This window comes from Variovorax sp. GW821-FHT10B04 (assembly GCF_059415645.1).
In genome coordinates this window covers 238,123-249,701 of the sequence record NZ_JBWKNQ010000003.1, presented here as the reverse complement: position 1 = coordinate 249,701, position 11,579 = coordinate 238,123, and the positions used below count along the sequence as shown (strand labels likewise).

The following is an 11,579-nucleotide window of genomic DNA, read 5'->3' as shown; positions in this document are numbered from 1 at the left end:
CGCCGGCCGGCGCGGTCACTGCGCCGGCTGCGTCGTGCCGGTGACCACGGCCGCCATCGCATGCCGCATCGCCTCGATGAACCGGCGCAGCTTGGCCGGATAGAAGCGTGCGTAGGGGTAGATCAGGTGGATGGGCAGCGGGGACGCACGCCAGCCGGGCACCAGGTGCACGAGCCGGCCTTCCGCGAGGTCGTCGGTCAACAGCCATTCGGACGCCACGCACGCGCCCGTGCCCAGCAGCGCGGCGCTGCGCAACGCGTAGAGACTGTCGGTGCTGAAGCGCGGGCGGATCGGCAGGCGGCAGCTTTCGTCCGTCTCCGTGTGCGTCAACGTGATTTCGTTGCGATAGAAGGTTCGCAGGGCCAGCCAGGGCAGGGCGCCCAGGTCGGCGGCGTGTTCGGGGCGGGCGCCGCCCGCCGCGTCCAGAACGGACGGCGCGGCGACCACGATGCGCGGGATCTCTCCGAGCTTGATCGCGACCACGCCGGGGTCGATCAGCTCGCCGACCTGGATCGCGCAGTCGATGCTTTCGGAGATGAACTCCGGCCGACGGTCGTGCAGCAGCCATTCGACCGTCACCCTTGGATAGCGACGCAGGTAGTCGGCCAGCGGATCGATCAGCAGTTGCTGGCCGAAGGCGTGCGGCGCGACCACGCGCAAGGTGCCTTCGGGTTCGTCGCCGGTGCCGCGCAGTTCGGCGTCGAAGGCGTTCCAGCCGGCGAGCAGCTCCTTGGCGCGCTCGAAGCAGCGTTCGCCGTCTTCGGTGAGCTTCATCGAGTGGGTCGAGCGCTGCAGCAGCCGCAGGCCGAGCGAGCGCTCCAGCGCCTGCAGCCGGCGGCTCACCGTGGGCTGGGTTGCGCCAAGTTGCGCCGCCGCTGCCGACAGGCTGCCGGCCTCGACAATGCGGACGAAGGTCTGCATCAGTTCGATACGGTCGACGCCGATGGAGGTGCTGGAAGAGGTCGTCATGCGTTCAGCGTATATCAATTGTGCGTGTCGCAGCACTACCGCTGAAGCGAAGAACGCCAGACACTGCGTGCCATTCGGACCATATTCAAAGGGTTAACACCATGTCTTCCATTCAAAGCGCGCATGCAAAGCCGGCGCCCCACGCCGCGGAGGCGGCGCGCGGCCTGCCGTTGCCGCTCATCCTGCTGCTCGCGTCCGGCGCCGGCCTGGCCGTGGCAGCGCTCTACTACGCGCAGCCGATGCTGGGCGTGCTCGGCGCCGACATCGGCGCGTCCAACCGCGCGGTCGGCTTCGTCCCGACGCTGACCCAGCTCGGCTATGCGCTGGGCATCCTGCTGCTGGCACCGCTCGGCGATCGCTACGACCGGCGCCGCATCATCCTGATCAAGGCGGCCGTGCTGTGCGCCGCGCTGCTGGTGGGCGGGGCCGCGCCGTCGATCGGCGTGCTGCTGGCCGCCAGCCTCGCGATCGGCGTGGCCGCGACGATGGCACAGGACATCGTGCCGGCCGCCGCCACACTGGCGCCCGAGGCGCACCGCGGCAAGGTCGTCGGCACCGTCATGACCGGCCTGCTGCTCGGCATCCTGCTGTCGCGGGTCGTCAGCGGTTTCGTGGCCGAGCACTTCGGCTGGCGCACGATGTTCGTGGCCGCCGCCGCCAGCATCGCGTTGATCGGTGCAGCCGCCTGGCGTGGCCTGCCGCGTTTCCGCCCGACCACGCAGCTCGCCTACGGCGCGCTCATGGGCTCGCTCGGCAAGCTCTGGAAGCGCCACGGTGCGCTGCGTCGCGCGGCGATCGCGCAGGGGCTGCTGTCGATCGGCTTCAGCGCGTTCTGGTCCACGCTGGCGGTGATGCTGCATGGCGCGCCCTTCCACCTGGGCAGCGCGGCGGCCGGTGCCTTCGGCCTGGCCGGCGCGGCCGGCGCGCTGGCCGCACCGATCGCCGGACGCCTCGCCGACAAGCGCGGTCCGGAGCTCGTCACCCGCCTCGGCGCGGTGCTGGTGGTGGCATCCTTCGCGCTGATGGCGCTGGCGCCCTGGATGCAGCCGCATGCGCAACTGGTGCTGCTGGTGGTCGGTGCGATCGGCTTCGACCTCGGCATCCAGGCCACGCTGATCGCGCACCAGACCATCGTCTACAGCATCGATCCGGGCGCGCGCAGCCGGCTCAACGCGATCCTGTTCGTCGGCATGTTCATCGGCATGGCGATCGGCTCGGCGCTCGGTGCACTGATGCTGGCGCAGTGGGGCTGGATCGCGGTCATCGCGCTTGCCACGGCCTCGGCAATCGCCGCGCTGGTCGTGCGGCTGGTGCCCGCCGGCCAGACCGCGGGCTGATCGGCATGAGCCGTTGGCGCACTGCGGGCCTGGTCTTCGTGTTCCTGTGGTTCGCCATCGGCGGCGTGGCGCATTTCGCCTTCACCGAGGCCGAGATGCGCATCGTGCCGTCCTTCATTCCCTGGCCGCGTGCGGCCGTGCTGCTCAGCGGCGTTGCCGAGCTGCTGGGCGCCGCCGGTCTGCTCTGGCCGGCCACGCGGCGCATGGCCGGCATCGGGCTCCTGCTGCTGACGCTGGCCGTGACGCCCGCCAACGTGCAGATGCTGCTGCAGGCGGACCGGTTCGCATCGGTGCCGTACTGGGCACTGGTCGCGCGGCTGCCCTTGCAGCTCGGCCTGCTGGCGCTGATCGCCTGGAGTGCGGCGGTCTTCGGGCCGCGCAGGCAGGGCGCGTCGATCAAGCCGCGATGAAGAGCGCCGGGTCGACCATCGTGCGGTTGAGCATCACGCCCCAGTGCAGGTGCGGACCCGTCACCCGGCCGGTCGCGCCGACGGCACAGAAGCGGTCGCCGGTCCCCACTCGGTCGCCGGCCTTCACGTCGATGGCGCTCAGGTGGCAGTACATCGTGAGCAGCCCGCCGCCGTGGTCGAGCCACACGGTGCCGCCGTTGAAGAAGTAGTCGCCGGTGTCGATCACCCGGCCTGGCAGCGGTGCGGTCACCGCTGTGCCGGTGGCGGCGGCGATGTCCATCCCGCTGTGTGGATTGCGGGCCTGGCCATTGAACACACGGCGCAGGCCGAAGGAACTGGAGCGCCGCCCCGGCACCGGCACCGCCATGCGCAGGTCGTGCGCCGGCGGTGCGCTGAAGGTGGCCATCACCGCGGCGAGGTGCACGCGCTCGCGCTCGTAGCGCGCGGTGTCTTCGGGCGACAGGTCGACCGTGCCCGGCGCGACCTTCAACCGCTGTTCGCTGTAGCGCTTGGGCTGCACGCTGTAGGGCACGTGGCGGCGCGCGCCGTCGGCCGTCTGGAGCTCGATGCTCGCCGCGCCCACGGCGGCCGACAGCGGAATGCCCACGATCGCCGTCCAGTCGATCGGGTCGCCGACGACCAGCAGCGAGGCTTCTCCCGCATGCGCCACCGGACGTTGGGCAGCAGGCCCGAGCGACAGTCGTGCGACGCCGCCGGGCACGCGCGAGTCGCGCGGCCACAGATCGGGGGCCGGCGGTGCCGCGTCTGCAGGTGGTGCACGGCGTGCGGCACGGGCCGGGGCGATCGCCAGCAGGCCGATGCCGGCCAGCAGCACGGCGCGACGATCGGCATCGATGTGGGTGGAAGGAAAGAGGTCCATGGCCGTCAGATGTCCCAGCCTGCGTCGCTGATGTGCCGCGCATAGACGGCCAGCACGATGCGCTCCGAGTGCACGAGGTAGTCGTTCATCGCGGCGGCGGCGCGCGCAAAGTCGCCGGCTTCGGCGAGCTGCAGGATGTTCTGGTTCATGTCGACGTAGGGTGCATGCAGGAACTCCGGATCCCGCAACAGCCCGAAGGCCAGGCGCAGCTCGGCCAGCACCGAGTTGAACAGCAGGTTCAAGCGCTCGCTGTCCGCGAGTTCGACCACGGCCATGTGGAACGCCATGTTGGCGGTGCCGACGCCGAGCCAGTCGCCCGAGGCGCGGGCGCGCAGCGAGGTGTCCACGGCTTCGCGCATCTTCTTCTTGGCCGGATGCCGCGGATAGGCCTGCGCCAGCGCCTGGCACTCGATCAGCCGCCGCACGCGGTAGATGTCGATGATCGACGCGATGCTCGGGATCGCCACGAACACGCCGCGATTCGGCGCGTGCTTCACGAGCCCTTCCTGGGTCAGCATCCGGAACACCTCCCGCAGCGTGTTGCGCGAAATGCCCAGGCTGTCGCTGAGTGCCTGCTCCGACAGGCGCTGGCCGGGTGTGAATTCTCCCTGCGTGATCTTCTGCCGCAACGTTTCCGCCGTGCGTTCGCTCAGGGTTTGGGGTTCGGCGGGCGATGGAGCGGCAATGGTCATCGGGGCTTGGAAGGCAACAGAAAGGAGGCGGGCGGAGTTGTAGCAGATTTCACGAGACGCCCCATTTTTGCTCAACGACCTCGGGAATTCACCTAGGCCTGGGCACGCATTTTGCTAACAATCGATTCTGAATTGTTGAACAATTCGATGCAGATGATTCATCAATAACCCAAGATCGTTGAGCCAAGCGCCGCGATCACATCTGGAGTAAATGCCGTGCCTACCGAGATCAATCTATGGCCCCTGCTCGGGGTCGCCGTCATCATTGCGGGCTTCGTCCTGCGCTTCAACCCGATGCTGGTCGTGATCGTGACGGCCATCGTCACGGCCTTCGCCGCGCATTTCCCCGTCGAGAAGATCCTGGCGGCCATCGGCACCGGCTTCATCAAGACACGCAACCTGCCGCTGATCATCCTGCTGCCGCTGTCGGTCATCGGCCTGCTGGAGCGGCATGGCCTGCGCCAGCACGCACAACGCTGGATCAGCAGCATCAAGTCGGCCACGTCCGGCCGCCTGCTGCTGGTGTATCTCGGTGCACGCCAGCTCACCGCGGCGGTCGGCCTGACGAGCCTGGGCGGACACCCGCAAATGGTGCGTCCGCTGCTCGCGCCGATGGCGGAGGGTGCTGCCGAGGCCCGTTACGGTGCACTCACGGACCGCATTCGCCACAAGCTGCGCGCGTATGCCGCAGCGACCGACAACGTGGGCCTGTTCTTCGGCGAAGACATCTTCGTGGCCTTCGGCGCCATCGTGCTGATGACCACTTTCCTGCGCGAAGCGGGCATCGAGCTCGAACCGATCCACGTGGCGCTCTGGGGCATTCCGACCGCCATCTGCGCATTCGTGATCCATGGCTGGCGCCTGCGCCGGCTCGACCGATGGCTCGATCGCGAACTGGCCGGAAGCGCGCCAGCCGTCGATGAACATGCCGCCGCCATTGGCGCTTCCGTGAAGGGTGCCTGATCATGACGCTCTCCATCGTCCACCTGTACTACCTCGTCGGCGCCATCCTCGCCATCACGGCCGTGATGACGCTGGCCGATCGCCAGCATCCCAAGCGCTACTCGAGCGCCTTCTTCTGGGGGCTCTATTCGCTGGTCTTCCTCGTCGGCGACCTGCTGCCGCCCGTGTGGGTCGGCGTGGGCGTCGTGGTGATGGCGCTGATCGCGGCCTTCGGCGGCGTCGGCATCGGTCATCACGCGCCGCGTTCCGTGGCGCAATACGCGGAAAGCGCCAAGCGCCTCGGCAACAAGCTCTTCGTACCCGCGCTGGCGATCCCGGTGGTGACGATGATCGGCACGCTCGCCGCCAGCCACCTCGTGTTCGGCGGCACGCCGTTGCTCGATCCGAAGAACACCACGCTGGTCAGCCTCGGCATCGGCTGCATCCTCGCGCTCGCACTGGCCTGCGTGCTGACGCGGGAGACGCCGGTGCAGGGCATCCGCGAATCGCGCCGGCTGACCGATGCGCTCGGCTGGGCGCTGGTGCTGCCGCAGATGCTCGGCATGCTCGGGCTGGTGTTCTCGGACGCCGGCGTGGGCAAGGCGGTCGCGCACATCACCACGAGCTACATCAACATGGACGTGCGCTTCTTCGCGGTGGTCGTCTACGTGGTGGGCATGGCGCTCTTCACGGTCATCATGGGCAACGGCTTCGCGGCCTTCCCGGTGATGACGGGCGGTGTCGGCGTGCCGGTGCTGGTCGGCATGTACCACGGCAATCCGGCGGTGATGGCGGCGATCGGCATGCTGTCGGGCTACTGCGGCACGCTGCTCACGCCGATGGCCGCGAACTTCAACATCGTGCCGGCCGCATTGCTCGAACTGCCCGACAAGAATGCCGTGATCCGCGCCCAGGTGCCGACCGCTCTTGCGCTGCTGACCTGCAATGTCTTCCTGCTGTACTTCCTGATGTTCCGCTGAGGCCCGGATGAAGATGGACCTCAACAGCGACCTGGGCGAGAGCCTGGGCGCCTGGCGCATGGGCGACGACGACGCCATGCTCGGCATCGTGAGCAGCGCCAACGTGGCCTGCGGCTTCCACGCGGGCGATGCCGCAGGCATCCTTCAGACGCTGCGGCGTGCGGCCGCGCACGGCGTGGTGGTCGGCGCGCACGTGGCGTACCCCGATCTCGCCGGCTTCGGCCGCCGCAACATGGACGTGGCCAGCGCCGACCTGCAGGCCGACGTGATCTACCAGATCGGTGCGCTCCAGGGCCTGGCCGTTGCGGCGGGCACCACCGTGCGCTACGTCAAGCCGCATGGCGCGCTCTACAACACCATCGCCCACGACGAGCGCCAGGCGCGCGACGTGATCGCGGCCATCCGCGCGATCGACCCGTCGCTCGTGCTGGTCGGGCTGGCTGGTGCGCCGTTGCTCGGCTGGGCGCGTGCAAGCGGCCTGCGCACCGTGGCCGAGGCCTTCGCCGACCGCGCCTACATGCCCGACGGCTCCCTCGTATCGCGGCGCGAAAAAGGTGCCGTGCTGCACGACCCTCAGGAGATCGCGGCACGCATGCTGATGCTGGCAACCGACGGCGTGGTCAAGGCCATCGACGGCAGCACCGTGCGCATCGAGGCCGAGTCGATCTGCGTCCACGGCGACAGCCCCGGCGCGGTCGAGATGGCGCGGCAGGTGCGCGAAATGCTCGAGCGCTCCGGCGTCGAGGTGGCGCCGTTCGTCGATGCGGGCGCGGAGGCGTCACGGTGATGCGCTTCCTGCCCGTGAACCTCGACGCGATGCTGGTCGAACTCGACGATCTGCCGCAGACGCTGGCGTTGCTCGCGTCGCTGCAGGCCGAACCCATCGCCGGTGTCGACGACATCGTGCCGGCCGCGCGCACCTTGCTGATCCGCTTTCGGCCCACGGTCGTGACGCGGGCCGGGCTGGCCGAGCGGATCGGGCGGCGCAGCCTGGCGGCGCCGGTCGAACGGGCGCATACGCTGATCGAGATTCCGGTCGACTACAGCGGCGAGGACATCGGCGACGTGGCGGCACTGCTCGGCATCTCCAGCGAGGAGGTGATCCGCCGGCACACCGGCAGCGAATACACCGTTGCGTTCACCGGCTTCGCACCGGGCTTCGCCTATCTGAGCGGCGGCCACCCGAGCTTCGACGTGCCGCGCCGCAAGACGCCGCGCACACGCATCCCGGCCGGCGCGGTCGGCCTGGCGGGCCAGTTCAGCGGCGTCTATCCGCAGGCCAGCCCGGGTGGCTGGCAGATCATCGGCGTGACCGCCACCCCGATGTGGGACCTGGGCCGTGCGGTGCCGGCGCTGCTGCAGCCGGGCTTCCGGGTCCGCTTCGTGAATGCATCCGGGCGAGCACGGTCTTCTTCGGTGTCGACTGCGCCATCGGCCGCGCCAGCGAATGCGCCCATTGCCGTTCCCGTGGTCGACGGGCCGGCGCTCGCCATCCGGAGCGTCGGCATGCAGGCCTTGTTCGAGGACGCCGGCCGCCATGGCCAGGCCGGGCAGGGCGTGTCGGCCTCCGGCGCGATGGACCAGGGCGCCTTGCGCGCGGCCAACCGGCTGGTCGGCAACCCGAGCGACGCAGCCTGCCTCGAGATCGTCTACGGCGGCTTCACGCTGGTCTCGCGCGGCGACACGGTGGTGGCCTTCACGGGGGCCGATGCACCCATCCGGCTCACGGCCGCCGACGGTGCCCAATGGCCCGTGGCGAGCCATCAGGCCATCGCGTTGTCCGACGGCGACAGCCTGGCCCTCGGTGAGCCGGCCGCCGGTATCCGCAGCTATCTCGCGGTGCGCGGTGGCTTCGACGTCGCGCCCGTGCTGGGCAGCCGTTCGACGGACACGCTGGCGCATGTCGGCCCATCGGCGATCTCTGCAGGCGACGTGCTGGCCGTTCGGCCGGTCGCGCACGGGGCCATCGTCGGCTTGCCCGAGCAGCCGCGCGACGACCTGCCTTCCATCGACGGCATCGTCACGCTCGACGTCGTGATGGGACCGCGCACCGACTGGTTCACCATCGACGCCATCGCACGGCTCGCGAGCCAGCTCTGGACGGTCACGCCGCAGTCCAACCGCGTCGGCCTGCGCCTGGCCGGCGACGAGCCACTGACGCGCGCCAACGCAGCCGAGCTTCCGAGCGAAGGCACGGCGCTCGGCGCCATCCAGGTGCCCGCGAGCGGGCAACCCGTGCTGTTCCTGGCGGACCACCCATTGACGGGTGGCTACCCGGTGATCGGCGCGGTCGCCACCTACCACCTCGACCGTGCCGGCCAGATCCCGATCGGCGCCCGCGTGCGCTTCAACCCGATTCAGTCTTTCCACGAGCTCCCATGATGAAAAAAGTCCTCATCGCCAACCGCGGCGAGATCGCCGTGCGCATCGCACGCGCCTGTGCCGACTACGGCGTGAAGTCCGTGGCCGTGTATGCCGACGCCGACCTCGATGCGCTGCATGCGCGCATGGCCGACGAAGCCTATGGCCTCGATGGCCAGCGTCCGGCCGACACCTACCTGAACGTCGACAAGCTGCTGGCCATCGCCGTCCGCAGCGGTGCCGACGCGGTGCATCCGGGCTACGGCTTCCTGTCGGAGAACGCCGGTTTTGCGCGGGCCGTCATCGAGGCCGGTCTCATCTGGGTCGGCCCGCCGCCGGCCGCCATCGAAGCACTCGGCGACAAGGTGCAGGCCCGCAAGATCGCGATGTCGGTCGGTGCGCCGCTGGTCGCGGGCACGGCGGAGCCCGTGCGCGACGCGCAGGAGGTCGTCGCCTTCGCCGAGCAGCACGGCCTGCCGATCGCCATCAAGGCGGCCTTCGGTGGCGGCGGACGCGGGCTCAAGGTGGCATGGCGAATGGACGAGGTGGCCGACCTGTACGAGTCGGCCGTGCGCGAAGCCGTCACCGCCTTCGGTCGCGGCGAATGCTTCGTCGAACAGTTCCTGGACCGGCCGCGCCATGTCGAGGCGCAGGTCATCGCCGACAGCCATGGCCGCGTGGTCGTGCTCGGCACGCGCGATTGCTCGCTGCAGCGGCGCAACCAGAAGCTGGTGGAAGAGGCGCCGGCGCCCTTTCTGAGCGACGCGCAGCGCGCGCGCATCCACCAATCGGCGCGCGACGTGTGCGCCAAGGCCGGCTACGTCGGTGCCGGCACCGTCGAATTCCTGCTCAGCCCCTCGGGCACGATCTCGTTCCTCGAGGTCAACACGCGCCTGCAGGTCGAGCACCCGGTGACCGAAGAGACCTCGGGCATCGATCTCGTGGTCGAGCAGTTGCGCGTGGCCGACGGCCTGCCGCTGTCGATCACCGAGACGCCCGTCCCGCGCGGCCACGCCATCGAATTCCGCATCAACGCCGAAGACGTCGGCCGCGGCTTCCTGCCGACGTCCGGGCCCGTCCATCTGTTCGAGGCGCCATCGGGGCCCGGCGTGCGGGTGGACACGGGCGTGGTGTCAGGCTCGACGGTACCGGGCACGTTCGACTCGCTGATGGCCAAGCTGATCGTCACGGGCGCGACGCGCGCGCAGGCCGTCGCACGGGCGAGGCGCGCACTGAAGGAGTTTCGTATCGAGGGGGTGGCGTCGGTGCTGCCTTTCCATCGCGCGGTGATGGACGCGCCGGACTTCGTCGGCGACGACGGCTTCAAGGTGCACACGCGCTGGATCGAGACCGATTTCGCGAACACGCTGGCCGCGTCGGTGCGCGCCGAGCCGCTGGCGGATGCCGCATTGGTGCGCACGGCCATCGAGATCGACGGTCGGCGCATGGCGCTGGGTCTGCCGGCCGCGCTTCTGCAAGGCCTGCGGTCGACCGCAGGTGCGGCGTCGCCTTCGCCGGCGGCCGAAGCCACGGCCGATGCGGAGGCCGACCCCGCGGCGGTCGCCGCGCCCGTTGCCGGCACGCTGCAGGCCTGGAAGGTGGCCGAGGGCGACGCCGTGGCCGTCGGCGACACGGTCGCCACGATGGAGGCGATGAAGATGGAAATGCAGGTCACGGCGCACCGCGCCGGGCGCATCTCGCTCCAGGTTGCGCAGGGCGCGTACGTGACGGCCGGCGCAGGCATCGCCGCCATCGCCTGACCCCAGGCGCGAGGCAGAGCCTGGGCGCTGGCGCAGCGCCGACGCGCTACTGCGCCGGGGCGCGTGCCCGTGCCGGCATCACCGCCATCACCGCCGAGATCGCCAGCAGCATCGCGGAGAGCGCGTAGATCAGCGTGGGCGACCAGATCGGCAGCACCAGGCCCGCGATCAGCGGACCGACGCCGCCGCCCAGGTCGCGCCACAGCGACCTGGCGACCAGCGCCTCCACGCGGGCAGGCCCCGGAAAGCGCCGCGCCACGATCACCGGCAGCAGCGGCAACTGGAGCGCGCGCAAAGCAAGGATCGCCGTTGCGCCGACCATCAACCACCCGGTGCCGAAGGCCACCAAGGCGGCGGCCGTGCTCAGGCTGAGCACCAGCAGCATGCGTTCGGCGCCCCAGCGACTGGCGGCGTGGCCGCCGGCCGGGCTCAGCAAGATCTCCGTCAGGTAACGCGAAGACATCAGCATCGCGGCCGCAAACAGCGGCGACTCGATGCCCGACGACTTGGCCAGGTAGGTGAGCCCGATCACGAACAGGCCATCGAGCACCGTGCCTTCGATGAAGGCCCAGACGTCGAGGCCGGTCGGCATCGTGAAGCGCCGAATCTTCGGCACCTCCATCCGCCGCGGCAGCATCGGCAGCGAGCGGCTGGCGAACAAGCCACCCAAGGCGCCCAGCGCCGCCACGACGAAGATCGCGCGCGGTCCCCATTCGAGCGTGGCCCAGGCGCCCAGCGGCAGCGCCACCATCGGGCCGAGTGCAGCCAGTGCGCGCGAGATGCCCGCACGTCGCGCAGCGCCTTCGATCTCGGACACGGCGAGCGCCTGGTTCGACAGGTTGAATGCGCCGTAGCACAGGCCCCAGACCAGCCGTGCGCCGATCAGCAGCCAGAAGCCCGACAACGTGGCGTAGACGATGCAGCAGCACGTGGCCGCGATCAGGGCCCAGGTCAGGGTGGGGCGGTCGCCGCGCTCCGCATAGAACTTCGCGACCCGCCCATAGCCCACGATGCGGACCAGCCGGTTGGCCGCCAGCAGCATGCCGACCTCCGCGAGCGTGAGCCCGAAATCGGATGCATACAGCGGAAGGAGCAGGTAGAGCAGACTGTCGCTCGGGCAGGCCGCAGCCATGGCCAGTGCCGACAGCGCCGAGTTCCTGTTGGCACTGTGGAGGGGTCCCTCCTTCATGCTGCGGATGCGGCGAACGAACGCCACCTGTCGGGCAAGGCCAAAAGAAAATACATGTC

At 69.8% G+C, this 11,579-nt stretch carries 11 protein-coding genes; 7 read left to right on the top strand and 4 right to left on the bottom strand.

Annotated features, from left to right (window positions below):
- Positions 1–15 precede the first annotated feature (15 nt).
- Positions 16–969, bottom strand: coding sequence for a LysR family transcriptional regulator (locus AC07PZ_RS09370; protein ID WP_495294781.1), 954 nt, complete (start codon positions 967–969; stop codon positions 16–18).
- A 101-nt stretch (positions 970–1,070) separates the two neighbouring features.
- Between AC07PZ_RS09370 and AC07PZ_RS09365 the strand changes: the two genes are divergently transcribed.
- Positions 1,071–2,306 carry an MFS transporter gene (locus AC07PZ_RS09365; protein WP_495294780.1) on the top strand — a complete coding sequence of 412 codons (1,236 nt, stop codon included), beginning with the start codon at positions 1,071–1,073 and terminating at the stop codon, positions 2,304–2,306.
- 5 nt (positions 2,307–2,311) lie between these two features.
- On the top strand, positions 2,312–2,716 hold the full coding sequence (locus AC07PZ_RS09360) for a DoxX family protein (RefSeq protein WP_495294779.1): 405 nt from the start codon (positions 2,312–2,314) through the stop codon (positions 2,714–2,716).
- Here the strand turns inward: AC07PZ_RS09360 and AC07PZ_RS09355 are convergent.
- Positions 2,703–3,596 (bottom strand): peptidoglycan DD-metalloendopeptidase family protein, encoded by an 894-nt coding sequence (locus tag AC07PZ_RS09355; RefSeq protein WP_495294778.1) that lies wholly within the window; start codon positions 3,594–3,596, stop codon positions 2,703–2,705. The two genes, AC07PZ_RS09360 and AC07PZ_RS09355, sit on opposite strands and share 14 nt — an antisense overlap.
- Positions 3,597–3,601: 5 nt before the next feature.
- Positions 3,602–4,288: a GntR family transcriptional regulator gene (locus AC07PZ_RS09350; protein ID WP_495294777.1), complete on the bottom strand. Its 687-nt coding sequence runs from the start codon at positions 4,286–4,288 to the stop codon at positions 3,602–3,604.
- Positions 4,289–4,504: 216 nt separating this feature from the next.
- Here AC07PZ_RS09350 and AC07PZ_RS09345 point away from each other — a divergent pair, with 216 nt between their 5' ends.
- From AC07PZ_RS09345 to AC07PZ_RS09325, 5 genes are read left to right on the top strand one after another with little or no spacing between them, the layout of a single operon-like run.
- A complete protein-coding gene (locus AC07PZ_RS09345) occupies positions 4,505–5,251 on the top strand; it encodes a DUF969 domain-containing protein (protein ID WP_495294776.1) in 747 nt (248 codons plus the stop codon).
- A 2-nt stretch (positions 5,252–5,253) separates the two neighbouring features.
- Positions 5,254–6,210, top strand: a complete 957-nt coding sequence (locus tag AC07PZ_RS09340; protein ID WP_495294775.1) for a DUF979 domain-containing protein — start codon at positions 5,254–5,256, stop codon at positions 6,208–6,210.
- Positions 6,211–6,217: 7 nt separating this feature from the next.
- Positions 6,218–6,997 carry a LamB/YcsF family protein gene (locus AC07PZ_RS09335; protein ID WP_495294774.1) on the top strand — a complete coding sequence of 260 codons (780 nt, stop codon included), beginning with the start codon at positions 6,218–6,220 and terminating at the stop codon, positions 6,995–6,997.
- Entirely contained in the window at positions 6,997–8,592 is a 1,596-nt protein-coding gene (locus AC07PZ_RS09330; protein WP_495294773.1) for a 5-oxoprolinase subunit B/C family protein, read from the top strand. The genes AC07PZ_RS09335 and AC07PZ_RS09330 overlap by 1 nt, the downstream gene beginning before the upstream one ends.
- Complete coding sequence (locus tag AC07PZ_RS09325) at positions 8,592–10,331, top strand: acetyl/propionyl/methylcrotonyl-CoA carboxylase subunit alpha (RefSeq protein ID WP_495294772.1); 1,740 nt, start codon at positions 8,592–8,594, stop codon at positions 10,329–10,331. The genes AC07PZ_RS09330 and AC07PZ_RS09325 overlap by 1 nt, the downstream gene beginning before the upstream one ends.
- Positions 10,332–10,377: 46 nt before the next feature.
- Here the strand turns inward: AC07PZ_RS09325 and AC07PZ_RS09320 are convergent, their stop codons facing one another.
- Complete coding sequence (locus AC07PZ_RS09320) at positions 10,378–11,520, bottom strand: MFS transporter (protein ID WP_495294771.1); 1,143 nt, start codon at positions 11,518–11,520, stop codon at positions 10,378–10,380.
- Positions 11,521–11,579 lie beyond the last annotated feature (59 nt).

Bases quoted from the DNA above. Each gene is read 5' to 3' on its own strand.
- AC07PZ_RS09370 (WP_495294781.1), bottom strand. From the start codon at position 969: ATGACGACCTCTTCCAGCACCTCCATCGGCGTCGACCGTATCGAACTG.
- AC07PZ_RS09365 (WP_495294780.1), top strand. From the start codon at position 1,071: ATGTCTTCCATTCAAAGCGCGCATGCAAAGCCGGCGCCCCACGCCGCG.
- AC07PZ_RS09360 (WP_495294779.1), top strand. From the start codon at position 2,312: ATGAGCCGTTGGCGCACTGCGGGCCTGGTCTTCGTGTTCCTGTGGTTC.
- AC07PZ_RS09355 (WP_495294778.1), bottom strand. From the start codon at position 3,596: ATGGACCTCTTTCCTTCCACCCACATCGATGCCGATCGTCGCGCCGTG.
- AC07PZ_RS09350 (WP_495294777.1), bottom strand. From the start codon at position 4,288: ATGACCATTGCCGCTCCATCGCCCGCCGAACCCCAAACCCTGAGCGAA.
- AC07PZ_RS09340 (WP_495294775.1), top strand. From the start codon at position 5,254: ATGACGCTCTCCATCGTCCACCTGTACTACCTCGTCGGCGCCATCCTC.
- AC07PZ_RS09335 (WP_495294774.1), top strand. From the start codon at position 6,218: ATGAAGATGGACCTCAACAGCGACCTGGGCGAGAGCCTGGGCGCCTGG.
- AC07PZ_RS09330 (WP_495294773.1), top strand. From the start codon at position 6,997: ATGCGCTTCCTGCCCGTGAACCTCGACGCGATGCTGGTCGAACTCGAC.
- AC07PZ_RS09325 (WP_495294772.1), top strand. From the start codon at position 8,592: ATGAAAAAAGTCCTCATCGCCAACCGCGGCGAGATCGCCGTGCGCATC.
- AC07PZ_RS09320 (WP_495294771.1), bottom strand. From the start codon at position 11,520: ATGAAGGAGGGACCCCTCCACAGTGCCAACAGGAACTCGGCGCTGTCG.